This is a genomic window from Bacillus sp. RC251 (assembly GCF_044908765.1).
Taxonomy (GTDB): Bacteria; Bacillota; Bacilli; order Bacillales; family Bacillaceae_G; genus Bacillus_A; species Bacillus_A wiedmannii.
In genome coordinates, this window is record NZ_JBIYDP010000001.1 from 1,041,102 (window position 1) to 1,058,904 (window position 17,803).

The window sequence follows — 17,803 nt, forward strand, 5'->3', positions numbered from 1 at the left end:
TTTATGTTTTTTGAAGTTGTTTAAAAGCAATAATTGGCAGTAAAATGATGCTGACCCATCCAATTATAGGATATAGAATGTGGAGTAGTTCACTGTAACCAATGTAACTAAAGCAATAACTAATTAGTAAAATGAAGAAAATAATATTGTTACTTTTCCATCCGGTGATGGATTGCATTTGTTTTGTCATTCCGAACACATTACCAACTAAAGTTGTGAACACTTCACCGAAAATGATAAGAACAAAGAAAAAGTGAAAAGTTGCATTGAATTTTCTTATGACTTCAGCCATTGGGATATTATATTGATAAAATTGATCGACTGATAAAATAGCTAAATGGCTACATAATAAAATTAAAGAAAGTCCTGCACCGCCTAAAATACCACCCCATAAAATGGCCTTTCGATCCTTTACTTCACTGGCTAACGGAACGAGAACGCTTTGGGCGAGAGAAAGATTTAAGGCGACATATGTAATAGGACTAGTAATCCACTTCATATTCCAGCTTTCTGCAGGAATAGTGTCACTAATAGGAGTTGTACCGTGAAAAAAAGTTGTAATAGCAAGTCCGATAATAAAAATCATCATAATAGGTACGACAAGTGTATTAACTTCAAAAACCCCTTGTAATCCGCGACTACCTATAATGAGACAGGCGATCAATATAATGAAAATACCAAGTTGTCTTGGTAAACGAAGTTGCTCTTCAAATACCGCCCCAGCTCCTGATAACATAACGCTCGTTACACCAAATAATACGAGTAATAATAGTGTGTTTACAACATTGCCAACTACATCCCCAAATAAATATTTGTTAAATTCTTGTGCTGAAAATGCACCGATTTGTGATGAAAGTAACATCATCTTTGTGCCAAGCCAAATAAAAAAAAATCCACTTACACATATGCCAATTGTTCCATATAATCCGTTCACTGTAAAAAATTCAACGATTTCTCGTCCAGTAGCAAATCCAGCTCCAACGACTGTTCCAATATAAGTAGCAGCGACCTTCTTTGCTACTTGCCATTGTTGATTGTCCATGTTATCCCTCTTTCTACTACGATGAGCTTGATTTACTATTATGCATATGTATGAGCTTGGACAATTAGACGTATGAAGTGTTTGAAAACATACATGAATTAAAAGATATTAGGGAAGTATTAAAGGTGTTAAAACTTTGTTACATATGAGCCAATCGTTCGAAAGGATAGGAAATGTATGGTAACATGTAACTATGTTATTAAAAGATAAACATTATGAAATGATAAGAGGAGTGGATTGTATGAGTACGAAAACAAATGTTGTTGAAGTATTAAACAAGCAGGTAGCAAACTGGAATGTGTTATATGTGAAACTACATAATTATCACTGGTATGTGACAGGACCACACTTCTTTACGTTACATGAGAAATTTGAAGAGTTTTACAATGAAGCTGGAACAAATATTGATGAATTAGCAGAACGTATTTTAGCGTTGGAAGGTAAACCGCTAGCGACAATGAAAGAATATCTTGCAACATCTAGTGTGAGTGAAGGGACAAGCAAGGAATCTGCAGAAGAAATGGTGCAAACATTAGTGAATGATTACTCTGCACTTATTCAAGAATTAAAAGAAGGTATGGAAGTTGCTGGCGAAGCTGGCGATGAAACATCAGCAGACATGTTGTTAGCGATTCATACAACATTAGAACAACATGTATGGATGCTAAGTGCGTTCTTAAAATAAATATAAGTATATTAAGAAAAAAGTCGTTGAAAAATTCTTTCAATGGCTTTTTTTGTAATTTTTCAGTTTTCTTTTATGCTATAATATAGTAAAAAGGAGGCGATGCGATGTTTCGCTTTTTCAGAACTGGAAAAGAAGAGCGTGAAATTACGAAAGATGAATTAGAACAAGCGATGGCTAAGTTTCTAGAAAAGAATGCTAATATCGTTTATACAGTATTAGTAAATGATGATTATACAGTAAATTATGATTTGTTAAAGCCGTATTTACTTGCATTTCCAACAAATAGTTTTCTTATTACGAAGGAAACGCTTGAGGTATTTGAACATACAGAAGAAAATCTAAACCTAGTTAAAGAAATTGATATCGTACAAAAAGCAGTAGATCAATACGTAACAGAAAAAGAAATGTTTCCAATTGTTGAAGGTAGTGAAGATCGCCTTATATGCGGGATGAAATTAGGGCCGTATTTAAATCGTATATTAAAAAGAGACTTATATATTTCAGAAAAACACTATTTAGTTTCAAGTAAACCAGACAGAAAAAAACAAAAGAGTGGGTAGATGTATTGAAAACAACAATAAATATATTGTTGTCTTTTTTTGTTTAGTAAAATATTGATTTTTCAGTTTATTAAATTTTATACTAAACTTATTGGACGAAGAGAAGTAATGATTAAGTATTGTTAGCGTGAGTTATATACAGTGATTACAGAATCGTATAAAGGTTTGAGAAATAAATATTATAAAAGATTACGGGGGAATGGGTGTATGGAAAATAGTATGACTTACATTCAATTATTAAATGAAACGTTACATTGTTACACAAATAAAGGGAGTTTGGAAGCGTACACTTATATAATGGAGCATGCTAAAGGTGTAGTGGGGAATAAAGCGCAAATATATAATTTTAAATATGCGCTAGCGAGTGCAGCGGGGCTTGAAGAAGAAGCGTTACAGATAATGAAGGAAGCTATTATAGACAATGGATTTTGGTACGGAAATGAGTATTTAATTTCGGACGATGATTTAACACCGCTACATAAATTTGAAGAGTTTCATAAAATGGTTCAATTATGTAAAGAAAGAGAAGAATTAGCAAAGAAAACAGAACGAGTAGACGTGAAATATTTAGACAGCAATAAAGAAGGAAAACTATTTATTGCAATGCACGGGGATCAAGAAAATATAGAAATAATAGAACCATATTGGAAATCTGTTTTGACACAAGATTATACGTTAGCTTTACCACAATCTTCGCAAATTCAGTTTTCAGATGGATTTGTTTGGGACGATATACATAGAGGGAAAGAGGAATTAAAAGAGCATTACGTTACGTTAATGGAAAATCATACAGTAGAAAGTGTAATAATTGGTGGTTTTTCTGCTGGCGCAAGAGTAGCTTTGTATACAATTTTACAAAAAGATATAGATGTAGATGGTTTTATTTTTGTGGCGCCGTGGCTTCCAGAGATTGAAGAATGGAATGAGTTGTTGGGAGTGTTACAGAATAAAAATATAAAGGGATATATAGTGTGTGGGGATCAAGATGAAGATTGTTTCGAATGTACGCAGCAATTTGTACAATTATTAAGAGATAAGAATATAGAACATGAGTTTAAAGTTGTACCCAATTTAAATCATGATTATCCTAAGGATTTTGATGAACTATTAAAAGAAGCTATTGAATATATAGACGACATAAATAATAAGTAGTAAAAAAGGGAGATGTATCATAATTGATGTATCTCCCTTTTGTCATTATAAATGAAAAGCATTTGCTAGTAAGCGATAAGAATTCAATTTATCTTCAAATCGATGAGTAATTGTGACAATCATAAATTCATCAGTATTGTACGCTTTGCTTAAGTTTACGATTTGTTCTTTCACAGAAGAGGGATCACCGACGATCATACGTTGACGATTTTCTTTTATACGGAATAAATCATAAGCGCTGTATGAATAATTTTGTGCAGTTTCGATAGAAGGAGTACCAGTTGTACGCTTTCCTTGTTCTAGTAATAAGATTGATAAATCTAAACTAGAAGCAATTTTTTCCGCCTCTTCATTCGTTTCTCCGCAAATAACAAAAATAGAGACGATTGATTTTGGTTTATCTCCTAAATAAGAAGGTTGGAACTGTTCTTGATAAGCATTCATTACTTCAGGGCCACCGTATCCGTTAATGAACTGTGCGAATGCAAAAGAAGCACCTTGTTTTGCGGCAATCATTGCACTCTCTCCGCTAGAACCAAGCATCCACATCTCGGGAGATGTTGGAATGACAGGAGTAGCCTTTAAATTTGCATAATGATGGTTTTCTGGTACTTGATCATGTAAGTACATTGCAACATCTGCAATTTGTTCTGGGTATTGATCAAGTGAGACCATTTTGCCTTCTTGAAGTGCGCGAGTTGCAATTGGCATACCACCAGGTGCTCTGCCGACACCAAGATCAATACGATTTGGATAAAGCGCTTCTAAAACGCGGAAATTCTCAGCAACTTTATAAGGGCTATAGTGCGGTAACATAACACCACCTGAACCCACTCTCATACGATCCGTTTTTGCTGCAATATGAGAAATAAGTATTTCAGGGCTTGAACCAGCAAGGCTGACAGAGTTGTGATGCTCCGATACCCAAAAGCGTGTATATCCGAGTTTTTCAACTTCTTGCGCAAGTGTAACTGTATGTGAAAAAGCTTGGGCTGCTGTACTACCATCTGAAATAGGTGATTGGTCTAATACGCTTAATTTGATCATAGAATATACCTCTCAATCTTAATGTACATCCTATTATATATTTACTTACGAAAAATGCGTAATAAAATGCTCAAAATAAAAAGTGGATAAATTCTATATTTACTTTTAACGAGAAAATCCTCGTTCATAATGATTCATTTCGGCTAAATTTAATATATATTCGTAGTTATCAATCTCAAGTTTTAGTTGTTCACGCTCTTTTTTAGATAGATGCTTACAACTAAGTTTGTTGCATAGTTGTTGTTTCTTTTCTTCTAAATACTTCTTTGTAGCGTGGTAGTCGTAAGTTTGTTTCATTTTTAACCACTCCTTCTTTGCTGTTGCTATATTATACGAAGCGTGAAGAGGTGTGAAAGCTAACTCTTATGTACTTTTAGTGAATATTCCTCTTTCTATGTTGTTATGTTTATAGCAATTTATGAATAAAATGCACTAAACCACTAATGCCCATAAAAGCCCGATTGGTTCAACTAATAATCAGTAGGGGAAGACCCCCCACTGATTATAGTTTCACTTTATGAAGTAAGGGGTGGAATTGTGCAGAAAGATATAATGTATAACACTGAGATGGATGAAACGTTAAAAGTTATAAATAAAGGGTTAAAGAAGACGACTCGTCCGAAGCGAATTATAGTAGTAGGGGCCGGTATGGCTGGGTTGGTTTCGGCATCTTTATTAAAAGCTGCAGGACATGATGTGAAGATTTTTGAAGCAAACAACCGGGTAGGTGGCCGCATAGAGACGGTTAGAATGGAAGATACCGGATTATATTTAGATGTTGGGGCAATGAGAATTCCGTATTCGCACACATTAACGATGGCATATATAAGAAAATTCGGGCTACAGGTAAGCCCTTTTATTAATAGGAATGAGACAGATATCGTTTACGTAAATGGTCGAAAAACGACATTAAAACAATATGAAAAAGATCCAAGTATATTAAAGTATCCTGTGGAAATGAATGAAGTTGGGAAAACGTCTGAGGAGCTATTAATGTTAGCGGTGCAGCCCATTATAAATTTTATAAAAAAGAACCCAGAGAAAAATTGGGATATTGTAGTAAAGGATTTTGGGAGATATTCTACAGGACAATTTTTAAAGTATTACCCTTATCAATATAATACTTACTTTTCACCAGTAACAATCGAGATGATTGGTGTTTTATTAGATTTAGAAGGTTTTTTGGAAAGGTCATTTGTTGAGACGTTACGCTTTTTATATATTATGCAAGTGGAGAGTGGATTTTGTGAAATAGTAGGCGGGAATGATAAATTACCGAAGTCCTTTTTACCACAATTAGAAGAAAATATTATATATAATCAAAAATTAATGAAGCTACAACAACATGATAATGGTGTGACAGCTTTCTATCGAAACGAGGAAACTTTTGAATATAGTAGTATTAATGGGGATTTAGTTATTATTACAATCCCATTCTCGACAATGCGTTTTGTGGAAGTAGATCCATTTAATTCTATATCTCATGAAAAATGGAAAGCAATTCGCGAATTGCATTATATGCCAGCGACGAAAATAGGAATTCAATTTAAAAGTCGATTTTGGGAAGAACAAGGACAATTAGGTGGCAGGATTATAACGGATTTACCAATTCGTTACGCCTATTATCCAAGTCACGGAATTGGAGAAAAAGGACCTGCTATGATGTTAGGAAGCTATACATGGTCTTATGATGCGTTGTTATGGGATGGGTTATCAAAAGGTGATCGTATTTATTACACACTACAAAATTTAGCGACCATATTAGGCGGTCAAGTATATGATGAGTTCATGTCTGGCATATCAAAAAGTTGGACATTGGATCCATATGCACTTGGAGGATTTGCGCTATTTCAGGCAGGTCAAGAATCTGAGCTACAACCAGCGATTATAAAACCAGAGGGGAGATTATACTTTGCAGGTGATCATACAACGTTATATCACGGATGGATACAAGGTGCAATTGAATCTGGAGTTCGTGTAGCGGTAGAGGTAAATAATTAAAATGTGTAAAATTCAGAAATTTCTTTACTGTATAGTTTGAGATGGATATTATTATATATAAAAGAATTAAAAGGAGTGTTGAAAGTGAATCCGTTATTATTTGATTTTCCTTCTGAATTTTATACTGATAGGCTATTTATTCGAATGCCGAAACCGGGTGACGGTAAATCTGTATACGATGCAATTCAAGCTTCTATGAAAGAATTAAAACCTTGGATGGTTTTTGCACAAAAAGAGCAAACAGAGGAAGAAGTAGAAGTGAGCATTAGAAAATCGCATATTCAATTTTTACAGCGTGAGGATTTAAGATTACTAGTTTTTTCGAAAGAAACAGGTGAATTTATTGCATCAGCTGGATTGCATCGTATTAATTGGGATATACCTCAATTTGAAATTGGGTATTGGATTGATTCAAGGTTTAGTGGAAAGGGTTATATGGTAGAGGCTGCAAAGGGTATAACAGATTATGCTTTTTCTGAGCTGAAAGCAAATCGCGTAGAAATTCGATGTGATTCTTTAAATAAGAAGAGTAGAGCGATACCGGAGAAATTAGGATTTAAGTTAGAAGGTACATTGGAAAGTGCGAGTGTAGCGGTAGATGGAAATGGATTAAGGGATATGTGTGTATTTGCCATGACTAGAAATACATATGAAAAAGAAGAGCTGTAAAGAAACAGCTCTTCTTTTTGTGTATTATGGTACAGGATGTCCATTAGAGCTTTCGAAAATTGTAAACCATTGTTGACGATCTAAATTAACTTTTGTAGCAAGGGCGGCTGTTTTAACACGATCTAATTTACCAGATCCAACGATTGGCATCATGTTAGCTGGATGAGCAAGCAGCCATGCATACATAACTGTATCGATGCTAGTAACATCTAGTTCAGTAGCAACCTTCTGTAAAGTTTCACGTAAACGTACAGCACGTTCTGATTGACCAGTAAAGATTTCTCCGCCAGCAAGAGGCGACCAAATCATAGGATTGATTCGCTTTTCTTGGCATAAATCAATTGTTCCTTTTTCGAAATGTTCAAGCTGCATCGCAGATACTTCAATTTGATTTGTAATGAGCGGGAAATCTAAATAAGAACTTAACATATTAAACTGTGAAGGTAAAAAGTTAGATACACCGAAGTGACGGACTTTTCCTTCTTGCTTTAAGCGTGAGAACGCTTCTGCTACTTCATTTGGATCCATAAATGGATCAGGGCGATGAATGAGCAGTACATCAATATAATCTGTATGTAAGTTTTGTAGTGAGTCTTCCGCGCTTTTTATTATATGTTCAGCACTCGTATTGTAGTGCGCAACATATCGCTCTGGAAATTTTGGTGATGGGGGAGCGATTCCACATTTTGTGATAATTTGCATGTCTTCGCGTAAGGAAGGCTTGAGTTGTAACGCTTCTCCAAATAATCCTTCACACGTATATCCGCCATAAATATCAGCATGATCGAAAGTAGTAATTCCCATATCCATACACGCTTCCATAAAAGAAAGTAGCTCTTGCTTTGGCATATTCCATTCTGCTAAACGCCAAAAACCTTGAATAATACGAGAAAATTCTAGTGTTTCGGCCATTTTAACTCGTTCCATTATAAGTACCTCCTTGATGAATGAATCATTTTTTGAAAAGGCTTTCTTGCTACATATTATTATATAGTTACAGTGTCGTACATACAATAAATATGTTTTGCTACAAAAACGATTTTCTCTATATGCTATAATGTAAAAACATATAGCTATAAGGAGATGTACGAAATGATTCCAGTAACAATATTAACTGGTTTTCTTGGATCAGGGAAAACGACATTATTAAATCGCATTTTATCAGAAAATCACGGTCATAAATTAGCAGTGATTGTAAATGAAATAGGACAAATTGGTATTGATAATCAGCTGATTATGAATGTCGAAGAAGAGATTATGGAGATGACGAATGGATGTTTATGTTGTACTGTACGTGAAGATTTACTAGTCGCTTTAAAACAATTACTGGACGTAAAAGCAGAAGGTAAAATGGAATTTGATGGATTAGTAATTGAAACGACTGGTCTTGCAAATCCAGGTCCGATTATTCAAACATTCTTTTTAGATCCTGTGATTCAATCTGCATACCAAATTAACGGCGTTGTAACAGTAGTAGATAGTTATCATATACATAAACATTTTGAAAAAGGACTAGAAGCAAAGGAACAAATTGCATTTGCTGATGTCGTTTTAGTAAATAAATTAGATTTAGTGGATGAAAGTGAAAAGGAAAATCTATTGCAGGAACTGCAAGGTATTAATCCAACTGCAAAGTTAATCGAGGCGACTAACTGTGATGTAGATATTCCATCGTTACTACAAATTCAAACGTTTAAAACGAAAGATACGTTACAAATTTATCCTCATACAGAGCATAATCATTTAGAAGGGGTAAAGTCGTTTGTACTACGCGAGGAGCGACCGTTAGATTTACAAAAATTAAATGAGTGGATGTCAGCTGTCGTTCAAGAGCTAGGGGAGTATTTATATCGTTACAAAGGAATTTTATCGATTGATGGAGTAGATAAACGTATCGTTTTCCAAGGTGTGCATACACTGTTTGCTGCATCATATGATAGAGAGTGGCAAGAGGGCGAAGAACGAGTAAGTGAAGTTGTGTTTATCGGAAAAGATATTAATAAGGAATGGTTCCAAGAACATTTCGGGGAGTGTGTGAAATAAGTCTGCATATATTGCAGGCTTATTTTTTTAACTTAACTAAGTATTTTATAGAAAAATGCTAGATTGCAAAAAACGAAGGATAATAAAAAGCCTGTTTTCACAGGCTTGTATGTTGATCTAATAGTAACTCCATTACAACACCTACAACTGGACCATCGTCATCAATATCACCATTTAAACGGAAACCAAATGACTCGTATAATCCCATTGCGAGTTTGTTGTCTGGATGTAAACTTAAATAAATTATTTTACATTCATATTTATCTTGTAAGAATTGAATGAGTATGCGAAGGAAACGTTTTGCGTATCCTTTTCCTTGATATTGCTCGTCAATCATAAAGCGATCTAACCATACGCTTTTGCGTTTTTCAAAATACCATCCATACATTGCATACCCTACAAGTGTTTCTCCATCATATAAACCTACTGACGTTCCGTTTCCTTCAAATAATGATTCTGCTAGAGAAAACGAATTGCTTTCAATAAATTGCTGCTGGTCTTTTGCGACGTTTAAAGCAGCTACTGAACGCCAATTTTTTTCTGTTACTTCACGAATGTGAAGAGTCATAATTCCAACTCACCTTCTAAATTAATATAGCTTAAAAGCTAATATGGATAATTTTACTTGTTATTTTGGTCAAGTCAAGTAAGAACAAATAAAAAAGAAGCTGAATGACATATTCAGCTTCTTTTAAAAATTTGATTAGTTAGTAGCTTCTTTCAATGTGTTTACGTTTTCTTCCATTAAAGTGAAATAATCTTTATTGCTCTTCGCATCATCTTCAGAAATAGTAGCAAGATGATTTAAGCGTAAAATTTTTGTACCCGTTTCTTTTTGAATTACAGATGCTACTTTTGGAGTAGAAAAAGTTTCAAATAAAATATATTGTAGATTATGTTCTTTTACTGTTTTTGTAATGTCAGCAAGCTGTTTTTGAGATGGTTCATCAGAAGCTGAAATACCAGCGATAGCAATTTGTTTCAGGCCATAGCGTTGTTCCCAGTATCCATAAGCCGCATGAGACACTAAAATGTCTTTCGTTTTTGCATTCGCAACAGCTGCTTTAAATTGATCATCTAAATCAGTAAATTTTGTTTGAAGTGCTGCGAAGTTTTTTTCGAACTCTTGTTTATGATCAGGTTGTAATTCTACAAGTGCATTTTTAATTTTTTCTGCCTGTTTCATTGCTAAAGTAGGGTCTAACCAAATGTGCGGGTCTTTATCGTGATGATGTTCATCCTCTTTATGGCCGTCTCCGTGATCATGATGCTCTTCTTCAGTAGAAGTACGCAGTTCAATACCTTTTGATGCATTTACAATTTTAACATTTTCCTTTTGCAATGCTTTTTCCATTTTTTCAGCAAATGGTTCTAATTCAGCGCCGTTATAAACGAATAAATCGGCTTTTGCAACTTGTACTGTTTGTTTTTGACTTGGTTCAAATGTATGTGAATCTGCACCAGGTGGGTAAATCGCTTCAACAGTTACATAGTCGCCACCAATTTTTTTTGCAAAATCTGCAAGAGGAAAAATAGTAGTATAAACAGTTAGCTTTCCGTCTTTCTTGGCATTACCTTCTTTTTTATTTGAGCAGCCAGTAAAAATTAAAGTGAAAATAAGTAAAAATGAAAATATAGTCAATCTTTTAGGCATGAAGTTCTCCTCTTTTCTTTTTTTACGGATATATTTTCCCCAATTATAGAAGAAAAATATCATTTTAATACAAAACGGAATAATTACGTTTTAGTTTGCGAACTTAGTATAATACATCTTTTATAAAGTTGCAATAAATAATAATCATTCCGATTTGTTTTTGTTATAAAGTTGTCAAATTTGGATGTATTATTTTTAGGAATGCATGCATATGTGACAACGCTACGTTCATATATTTGAAAGGAGGGTGTAGAGGGGGATGAGTGTTTGGGTTACTTAATGGAAGCTATTTTATTGATATTAGCGGTAGTATTCCCATTAGCATTAGTCTTAATTTTTTTAAGAAGATTAATAAGTAATTTAGGAGATGCATCAACAGTAACAAAATTGCGAGAGAAAGATGAGAAAAAAGAGTGAGTAAAGCACTATGCGTACGCATAGTGCTTTACTTGTGGTAAAATGAGAGAAGGAAACTCCTAAAAGTTGTATTTTACTGAAGGAGAGAAAAGTAAAATAAGAGGTATATGCATATATGAATAAGCGAACAGCGTTAGTACTTGGTGCAAGTGGTTTAGTTGGACAAGAGATAACGCGTCTATTACTTGAATCAGATTACTACGATTCGGTTACTATTTTTGTAAGGGAACCAATGCAATGGCAACATGAAAAGTTACAGCAAAAGCAAATAGATTTTTCGACGTTAGAGGAATATAAAGAGTTTTTTGCTGTAGATGACGTATTTAGTTGTCTAGGAACGACAATCAAAAAAGCAAAAACAAAGGCAAATTTCAAAAAGGTAGATTATGAATATACGTTACGAGCTGCTTGTTTAGCTGAAAAACAAGGGGTACAAAATTTCCTTGTTGTGTCTTCAATGGGAGCAAATCCTAAATCGTTTTTCTTTTATTCGCAAGTTAAAGGGAGAATGGAAGAGGAATTACAAAAGTTAGTTATTGGTGGTATTCACATTTTTAGGCCATCTTTATTAGTAGGAAATCGACAAGAATTTCGTTTCGGTGAACGAATGGCTGAAAAGTTATCTCGTATCATTCCTTTTATATTTAAAGGGGCTTTCAAAAAGTATAAACCAATTTCAGCGAAAGATGTAGCGAAAGGGATGTATATAACTGCATTGAGAGAAGAAACGGGTATTTATATTTATAACTCAAATGAAATTACAACGATAGAATAAAAATTGTGAAAAATGGCATGTATTAAAAATCAAGTTTGAATCTTGAATGAATAGTAAATACATGTAGTTTAGCAATTATAAGAAAGTAAAAAAGGAGTGGGAAGCCCACTCCTTTTTTACGATAATTTATTATGCAAATCGCATTCTTATCCCGCTATTTGTGGACAGCAAAACCCCCGCGGATTAAAGTTTCACTTTATACGTCTCCAACTCTAGTACGACAAGTGACCTCATTTATTGCAATGCTATTTTTAGAGTCGTATTATACTAACGGATGATTTCGTCTTATAAGAATGTTTCACTTCATTTGAAAATATACTACTATCATATATCCATTGTTTGTAATGCCAATAAATCAAATAGAATATACTTTCTATTTGGAAATAATCTGTTTTTATATCTGTTTGAGTAAAATCTGAAGGGAATTGGGTTCCGAAGATATAAAAGTCCTATATGTACTACTCCGTATTTTTGGGAGATTTGCAAAAGGAGGATATACGAATGAGTAAAAAAGAAATGTTGCAAAATGGAATTAAGCAAGTGTTTTACGAAGAAGAATGGTATCCACCTTTATCAGACGCGTTAAAGCATCTTACTGCTGCACAAGCATGTTGGCAACCAGAAGGAGAGGCTAGTAATACGATTTGGGAAAATGTAAACCATATGAAAAAACAATTTCTCACTTAATCTGAGGAATTGTTTTTTTTCGTAATCATGATTGTGGAATTCGATTTTTAACCCTGTCACATATTCAGAAAGGGAGATAAACACATAAAAAAATAGGTGTATCAAGCAAAATGTTGATCCACCTTAAAACGATATTATGAAATAACATACGTTATCTTATAGTATACTTTTTATTCCTCTAGATTCAGTAGTACATATTATTCTCGGTTTTATTTATTTGTATGGATTTTCCCCGGTGCTCGTTTGTATTGATACGGTTCTTCTAACTCAAAGCTAAGTTCATTGGCGGCTATTCTTGGAAAGTAAGGATTGCGAAGTAACTCACGTCCGATAAAAATTAAATCTGCTTCGTTATTATTTAAAATTTGTTCTGCCTGTACTCCAGTCGTAATCAAACCAACAGCCCCAGTTGCAATGTTAGCATGTTCTTTAATATGTTTAGCATATTGCACTTGATACCCGGGATATACATCGATGTGTGCCGGAACAACAGCTCCAGAACTACAATCAATTAAATCTACTCCTTGTTCTTTCATCCAGTTTGTATATGGAACGTAATCTTGAACCGTTAAACCGTCAGGATGATAATCGTTTGCTGAAATGCGAACAAATAACGGTCCGTTCCAAACTTCATTTATTGAGTCAATGATTTCACGTAAGAAACGATAGCGATTTTCAGGTGAACCTCCATATTCATCAGTCCGTTTATTAGAAAGTGGAGAAAGAAATTCATTAATAAGATAACCGTGAGCGCCGTGTATTTCAATAACGTCAAATCCAGCTTGTTTGGATCGTATTGCAGCCTCTTGAAAAGCTAATATGGTCTTTTTTATTTGCTGTATATTCATTTCTACTGGGATTTTCATAGTTTCATTAAACGGAATTGCGGATGGAGCGAGAGCATCCGTTTCTAATTCAGCTTTTCTTCCGGCGTGAGCAAGTTGAATGGCGGCTTTTGCGCCGTTATCATGTATAAAAGTTGTTGTTTTATGTAAGCCTTCAATTAGGCTATCATCCCATATACCTAGGTCTTTATTAGAAATTCTTCCCTCAGGTAACACGGCTGTTGCTTCAATCATAACTAAACCAACTTGACCAGCAGCTCTTGTTCCGTAATGAACGTGATGGAAATTAGTTACTTGGCCATCCTCGTTTTCTGATGAATACATGCACATAGGTGACATAACGATACGGTTTTTTAATGTAACGTCCTTAATTGTATAGGGTGAAAAAAGTTCAGAATTCATCCAATAGCCTCCTAGATTGAATTTTCTTATATTGTATCATTCTTGTTTTTGTTTCCCTAATAAAACGCTTATACGAAAAATTTTGTCTATTCGTGTTACAATAATTAATATGAATTGAATTGGAGGATGACATATGTACCAGGCTTATTATGAAAGTGAATTAGGCTTGCTGGAAATTACAGCGAACGATAAAGGAATTACGTCTGTTATATTTGTTGATGAGAGACAAGAAGAACATAAAAATGAAATGATAGATCAATGTATAAATGAGCTAGATGAATATTTTAAGGGGAAAAGAAGAGAGTTTACGGTCCCGCTGTCTGCTGAGGGAACAGCATTTCAAAAAAATGTATGGGATGCGCTTTATACTATCCCTTATGGCGTAAGTGCTTCATATTTAGATATTGCAGAGAAGGTCGGAAATACGAAAGCTGTACGAGCGATAGGAGGAGCAAATAGTCGTAATCCAATTTCAATTATCGTTCCATGTCATCGTGTAATAGGAAAGAGCGGGAAGCTTGTTGGGTATGCGGGCGGTTTATGGAGGAAAGAGTGGTTATTAAAACACGAAGGTATTTTGAAATGACGTATGGATGGGAAGAGGGATTGTTTTGAAATGTATAAATTGTGGGCGACTTTGCGAGGGAGATCAGTTGAATTGTGAAAGTTGCCAGCGGACTTCGCATACTGAACAAGGTGAAGGATGCTCGTTAATAGACAAGGAATTAGAAGTATATGTAGGTAGACAATATCGGTATTACAAAAGGAAATGGGAACTTGAGGATAAGCGGATTGCTAGATGGAGCTGGAATGGTTGGGCTGCAATTTTCAATGTGGGTTGGCTTGGATATCGTAAGTATTATGTACCTGCAGCATTATTTTTACTGTTATTAGTAGCATGTGATGCGTTTTCTTATTATATGGGTTTTAATGTAGCATTGCCAATCATTAATATGGTGCCTCTTACGTTTTTATTACTCATTTTTATTCTGTTTGGAATGGGGATTTTTGCAAATGGATTATACTATCAATTTGCGGAAAGACGTATATACCGAATAAAAGCAAGAGAAATAAAAGATAAATCAGTTGAAAACTATCTTATCCATGATAGCGGCGGAACGAGCAAAATGGGAGCGACAATTGTTACTATTTTAGCAGTTGCTAGCATATTTTTTAGTCATTTCTTTTTTCCGACTGATCGAGACGTTATACAAAAGGTTCGTACAAGCTCGCTTTATGAATATCCTTTCTTTTCAATAGGTGAATCTTTCGAAAATTATTTTCAAAATTCAGGTTGGATATATTATCGTGGAACGGAAGGGTTAGAATTAGTAGAATTCCAAGGATATAACGCGGGAGCACCAAGACAAAAGGTGACGATTCAATTTGTTGTCGATTATAAATTGGGTGAAGTGGAACCGTATTCGCTTACGGTTAATGGTGAATCTAAAAATGAAGAAGAGTTTTTGAAGATGATGGACGAAATATTTAAGGTTCAAAATCCATTTGATATAGAGGATGGATTACAAGTAAATGCGATTCAACAAAGCGGCTGGAAAGAAACTTCCGACCGCTTTTTTCTATGTTTGTTAAAATAAATATTTAAAATAATCAGAATCTTTTGTATAATGAAATATATTATGCAAGATTTAACTTATACATATAGATTGGGGGAAGGAAGAATGAAGAGAAAGACAACAACAATTGCTGCACTTGCGTTAACGACGAGTGTATTGGTTGCAGGATGTGGGAATGGTGAGAAGGCTTCGACAACGAAGAAAGAATCGAATAAGGAAATGGCAGATAAACAAGTTTTAAATTTGCTAGAAACAGCTGAAATTCCTTCAATGGATACATCTAAATCAACGGATTCTGTATCATTCCGTGCCTTTGTAAATGCAATGGAAGGTTTATATCGTCTAGATAAAGATAATAAACCAACACCAGGCATGGCAAAAGATGTGAAGATTAGTGAAGATAAAAAGACATATACATTTGAATTACGTGATGCGAAATGGTCAAATGGTGATCCAGTTCGAGCACAAGATTTTGTATATGCATGGCAACGTACATTAGATAAAGCAATAGCGGCAGAATATGCATTCATTTTATTTGATGTGAAAAATGCACAGAAAGTAAATAAAGGAGAATTACCATCAGATCAATTGGGTGTTAAAGCGAAGGATGATAAAACGTTGGTAGTAGAATTAGAGCAACCAGCACCTTATTTTCTTGAGCTTACGTCGTTCCCTACATTTTTCCCATTAAATGAAAAATATGTGAAAGAGCAAGGAGATAAATACGGATTAGAAGCAGATAAATTACTATATAATGGACCATTTACAATGAGTCAATGGAAACATGAACAAAATTATCAGTTAAAGAAAAATCCTAATTATTGGGATAAAGATACTGTAAAGTTAGACGAAATTAATGTAAGTATTGTGAAGGAAACAAGCACTGGAGTAAATTTATATGATAGTGATCAAGCAGATCGAGTTATTTTAACTTCTGAATTTGTTGATAAATATAAAAAGAATAAGCCAGATGAATTTAAAACGAAGTTAGATCCACGTATGTATTTCTTGCGTTTTAACCAAAAAAATGCAACATTTAAAAACCAAAAAGTACGTGAAGCGATTGATTTAGCATACGATAAAAAAGGAATTGCTGATGTCATTTTAAATGACGGTTCTTTGCCAGCATATTTCTTAGTACCTGAAAAATTCACGACAGGTCCGGATGGAAAAGACTTCCGCTCTGTAAATAAAAACTTCCGTGATAGTAAAGATAACGCAGCGAAAGCAAAAAAATTATGGGAAGAAGCGAAGAAAGAGCTTGGTCAAGATACAATTACGGTTGAATTACTAAATGATGATAATGGTAGCCGTAAAAAAGTAGGCGACTTTATTAAAGAAGAGTTAGAGAAAAACTTACCTGGTATTAAAGTGAATTTGAAACAGCAACCATACAAGCAAAAGCTAGATTTAGAAAAGAAATTCGAATATGAATTCTCATTATCTGCATGGAGCCCTGACTATCCAGATCCAATGACTTATATTGATATGTTTGTGACTGGAAGCTCATTTAATGAAATGGATTATTCTAATCCGAAGTATGATGATTTAGTAGCAAAATCAAAAGGAGAGCTATTAAAAGATGATAAAGCACGCTGGAATGCCCTTGCGGAAGCTGAAAAAATCTTAATTGGTCAAGATGCAGCAATTTCTCCTACGTATCAACAAAGCACAGCTTATTTAGAGAAGCCGTTTGTAAAAGGTATTGCTAATCATACGTTTGGGGGGGACTTCAGTTATAAATGGGCATATATTACAAAAAAATAGTACAATAAAAGGTGAGTGAATTTTCGCTCATCTTTTTTTGGATAAGGAGGAATTATAGTTGTTAAGGGGAATCAATCATATTTGTTTTTCGGTATCTAATTTAGAAAACTCTATTATGTTTTATGAAAAAGTATTAGGGGGAGAATTATTAGTTAAAGGGAGAAAATTGGCGTATTTTAACATATGTGGAGTATGGATAGCACTTAATGAAGAAACACATATTCCGAGAAATGAGATTCATCAATCTTATACGCATATTGCGTTTTCTGTTGAACAGAAAGACTTTGAACGTCTACTGCAACGATTAGAAGAAAACGATGTTCATATTTTACAAGGAAGAGAACGGGATGTAAGAGATTGTGAGTCTATATATTTTGTTGATCCTGATGGACATAAGTTTGAGTTTCATTCAGGGACATTGCAAGACCGAATTAATTATTATAGGGAAGATAAACCTCATATGACATTTTACTAAGG

At 34.3% G+C, this 17,803-nt stretch carries 19 protein-coding genes and 1 pseudogene; 13 read left to right on the plus strand and 7 right to left on the minus strand.

Going from position 1 to position 17,803, the window contains the following annotated elements:
- Position 1: 1 nt before the first annotated feature.
- On the minus strand, positions 2-1,042 hold the full coding sequence (locus tag ABH961_RS05265) for a YkvI family membrane protein (RefSeq protein WP_048543161.1): 1,041 nt from the start codon (positions 1,040-1,042) through the stop codon (positions 2-4).
- Between the two features lie 241 nt (positions 1,043-1,283).
- On the opposite strand from ABH961_RS05265, the gene ABH961_RS05270 reads away from it, so the two are divergent.
- From ABH961_RS05270 to ABH961_RS05280, 3 genes are all read left to right on the plus strand, one after another.
- Positions 1,284-1,727 carry a Dps family protein gene (locus ABH961_RS05270; RefSeq protein WP_000105195.1) on the plus strand — a complete coding sequence of 148 codons (444 nt, stop codon included), beginning with the start codon at positions 1,284-1,286 and terminating at the stop codon, positions 1,725-1,727.
- 107 nt (positions 1,728-1,834) lie between these two features.
- Positions 1,835-2,290 carry a DUF3939 domain-containing protein gene (locus ABH961_RS05275; protein WP_048543159.1) on the plus strand — a complete coding sequence of 152 codons (456 nt, stop codon included), beginning with the start codon at positions 1,835-1,837 and terminating at the stop codon, positions 2,288-2,290.
- A 207-nt stretch (positions 2,291-2,497) separates the two neighbouring features.
- Entirely contained in the window at positions 2,498-3,442 is a 945-nt protein-coding gene (locus ABH961_RS05280; RefSeq protein ID WP_098077149.1) for an alpha/beta hydrolase, read from the plus strand.
- Between the two features lie 45 nt (positions 3,443-3,487).
- Here ABH961_RS05280 and ABH961_RS05285 read toward each other — a convergent pair whose 3' ends face one another.
- Positions 3,488-4,489 (minus strand): LLM class flavin-dependent oxidoreductase, encoded by a 1,002-nt coding sequence (locus ABH961_RS05285; RefSeq protein ID WP_048543155.1) that lies wholly within the window; start codon positions 4,487-4,489, stop codon positions 3,488-3,490.
- A 105-nt stretch (positions 4,490-4,594) separates the two neighbouring features.
- Positions 4,595-4,786: a DUF3896 family protein gene (locus tag ABH961_RS05290; RefSeq protein WP_048543153.1), complete on the minus strand. Its 192-nt coding sequence runs from the start codon at positions 4,784-4,786 to the stop codon at positions 4,595-4,597.
- 240 nt (positions 4,787-5,026) lie between these two features.
- On the opposite strand from ABH961_RS05290, the gene ABH961_RS05295 reads away from it, so the two are divergent.
- On the plus strand, positions 5,027-6,490 hold the full coding sequence (locus ABH961_RS05295; RefSeq protein WP_048543151.1) for a flavin monoamine oxidase family protein: 1,464 nt from the start codon (positions 5,027-5,029) through the stop codon (positions 6,488-6,490).
- Between the two features lie 84 nt (positions 6,491-6,574).
- Positions 6,575-7,159 (plus strand): GNAT family N-acetyltransferase, encoded by a 585-nt coding sequence (locus ABH961_RS05300; protein WP_048543150.1) that lies wholly within the window; start codon positions 6,575-6,577, stop codon positions 7,157-7,159.
- Positions 7,160-7,183: 24 nt separating this feature from the next.
- Here ABH961_RS05300 and ABH961_RS05305 read toward each other — a convergent pair whose 3' ends face one another.
- Positions 7,184-8,086 (minus strand): aldo/keto reductase, encoded by a 903-nt coding sequence (locus ABH961_RS05305; RefSeq protein WP_048543149.1) that lies wholly within the window; start codon positions 8,084-8,086, stop codon positions 7,184-7,186.
- Between the two features lie 165 nt (positions 8,087-8,251).
- On the opposite strand from ABH961_RS05305, the gene ABH961_RS05310 reads away from it, so the two are divergent.
- The gene (locus ABH961_RS05310) at positions 8,252-9,202 is read left to right on the plus strand and encodes a CobW family GTP-binding protein (RefSeq protein ID WP_048543148.1); all 951 of its coding nucleotides are present in this window, start codon (positions 8,252-8,254) and stop codon (positions 9,200-9,202) included.
- A 97-nt stretch (positions 9,203-9,299) separates the two neighbouring features.
- On the opposite strand, the gene ABH961_RS05315 is transcribed toward ABH961_RS05310, so the two are convergent.
- Positions 9,300-9,770, minus strand: coding sequence for a GNAT family N-acetyltransferase (locus tag ABH961_RS05315; RefSeq protein WP_048543147.1), 471 nt, complete (start codon positions 9,768-9,770; stop codon positions 9,300-9,302).
- Between the two features lie 135 nt (positions 9,771-9,905).
- Positions 9,906-10,856: a metal ABC transporter substrate-binding protein gene (locus tag ABH961_RS05320; RefSeq protein ID WP_001126161.1), complete on the minus strand. Its 951-nt coding sequence runs from the start codon at positions 10,854-10,856 to the stop codon at positions 9,906-9,908.
- A gap of 267 nt (positions 10,857-11,123) precedes the next feature.
- Here ABH961_RS05320 and ABH961_RS05325 point away from each other — a divergent pair, with 267 nt between their 5' ends.
- The 3 genes and pseudogenes from ABH961_RS05325 to ABH961_RS05335 all read left to right on the plus strand — a co-directional run.
- The gene (locus ABH961_RS05325) at positions 11,124-11,273 is read left to right on the plus strand and encodes a hypothetical protein (protein WP_000540924.1); all 150 of its coding nucleotides are present in this window, start codon (positions 11,124-11,126) and stop codon (positions 11,271-11,273) included.
- Positions 11,274-11,388: 115 nt separating this feature from the next.
- Positions 11,389-12,048 (plus strand): oxidoreductase, encoded by a 660-nt coding sequence (locus ABH961_RS05330; protein ID WP_048543146.1) that lies wholly within the window; start codon positions 11,389-11,391, stop codon positions 12,046-12,048.
- A 501-nt stretch (positions 12,049-12,549) separates the two neighbouring features.
- Positions 12,550-12,714, plus strand: a pseudogene (locus tag ABH961_RS05335) (DinB family protein); the annotation flags it as partial.
- Positions 12,715-12,944: 230 nt separating this feature from the next.
- Here the strand turns inward: ABH961_RS05335 and namA are convergent.
- Entirely contained in the window at positions 12,945-13,982 is a 1,038-nt protein-coding gene (gene namA / locus ABH961_RS05340; RefSeq protein ID WP_048543144.1) for an NADPH dehydrogenase NamA, read from the minus strand.
- A 133-nt stretch (positions 13,983-14,115) separates the two neighbouring features.
- Between namA and ABH961_RS05345 the strand changes: the two genes are divergently transcribed.
- The 4 genes from ABH961_RS05345 to fosB all read left to right on the plus strand — a co-directional run bounded on the left by ABH961_RS05345 (position 14,116) and on the right by fosB (position 17,801).
- The gene (locus ABH961_RS05345; RefSeq protein WP_048543142.1) at positions 14,116-14,568 is read left to right on the plus strand and encodes a methylated-DNA--[protein]-cysteine S-methyltransferase; all 453 of its coding nucleotides are present in this window, start codon (positions 14,116-14,118) and stop codon (positions 14,566-14,568) included.
- A gap of 7 nt (positions 14,569-14,575) precedes the next feature.
- Entirely contained in the window at positions 14,576-15,580 is a 1,005-nt protein-coding gene (locus ABH961_RS05350) for a DUF2628 domain-containing protein (RefSeq protein WP_088110210.1), read from the plus strand.
- Between the two features lie 84 nt (positions 15,581-15,664).
- A complete protein-coding gene (locus ABH961_RS05355) occupies positions 15,665-17,326 on the plus strand; it encodes a peptide ABC transporter substrate-binding protein (protein WP_098048545.1) in 1,662 nt (553 codons plus the stop codon).
- A gap of 58 nt (positions 17,327-17,384) precedes the next feature.
- Complete coding sequence (gene fosB, locus ABH961_RS05360) at positions 17,385-17,801, plus strand: FosBx1 family fosfomycin resistance bacillithiol transferase (protein WP_000943776.1); 417 nt, start codon at positions 17,385-17,387, stop codon at positions 17,799-17,801.
- The last annotated feature ends 2 nt before the right edge of the window (positions 17,802-17,803 follow it).

Coding starts and splice junctions, on each gene's coding strand:
- ABH961_RS05265 (WP_048543161.1), bottom strand. CDS start 1,042: ATGGACAATCAACAATGGCAAGTAGCAAAGAAGGTCGCTGCTACTTAT.
- ABH961_RS05270 (WP_000105195.1), top strand. CDS start 1,284: ATGAGTACGAAAACAAATGTTGTTGAAGTATTAAACAAGCAGGTAGCA.
- ABH961_RS05275 (WP_048543159.1), top strand. CDS start 1,835: ATGTTTCGCTTTTTCAGAACTGGAAAAGAAGAGCGTGAAATTACGAAA.
- ABH961_RS05280 (WP_098077149.1), top strand. CDS start 2,498: ATGGAAAATAGTATGACTTACATTCAATTATTAAATGAAACGTTACAT.
- ABH961_RS05285 (WP_048543155.1), bottom strand. CDS start 4,489: ATGATCAAATTAAGCGTATTAGACCAATCACCTATTTCAGATGGTAGT.
- ABH961_RS05290 (WP_048543153.1), bottom strand. CDS start 4,786: ATGAAACAAACTTACGACTACCACGCTACAAAGAAGTATTTAGAAGAA.
- ABH961_RS05305 (WP_048543149.1), bottom strand. CDS start 8,086: ATGGAACGAGTTAAAATGGCCGAAACACTAGAATTTTCTCGTATTATT.
- ABH961_RS05310 (WP_048543148.1), top strand. CDS start 8,252: ATGATTCCAGTAACAATATTAACTGGTTTTCTTGGATCAGGGAAAACG.
- ABH961_RS05315 (WP_048543147.1), bottom strand. CDS start 9,770: ATGACTCTTCACATTCGTGAAGTAACAGAAAAAAATTGGCGTTCAGTA.
- ABH961_RS05320 (WP_001126161.1), bottom strand. CDS start 10,856: ATGCCTAAAAGATTGACTATATTTTCATTTTTACTTATTTTCACTTTA.
- ABH961_RS05330 (WP_048543146.1), top strand. CDS start 11,389: ATGAATAAGCGAACAGCGTTAGTACTTGGTGCAAGTGGTTTAGTTGGA.
- namA (WP_048543144.1), bottom strand. CDS start 13,982: ATGAATTCTGAACTTTTTTCACCCTATACAATTAAGGACGTTACATTA.
- ABH961_RS05345 (WP_048543142.1), top strand. CDS start 14,116: ATGTACCAGGCTTATTATGAAAGTGAATTAGGCTTGCTGGAAATTACA.
- ABH961_RS05350 (WP_088110210.1), top strand. CDS start 14,576: ATGGGAAGAGGGATTGTTTTGAAATGTATAAATTGTGGGCGACTTTGC.
- ABH961_RS05355 (WP_098048545.1), top strand. CDS start 15,665: ATGAAGAGAAAGACAACAACAATTGCTGCACTTGCGTTAACGACGAGT.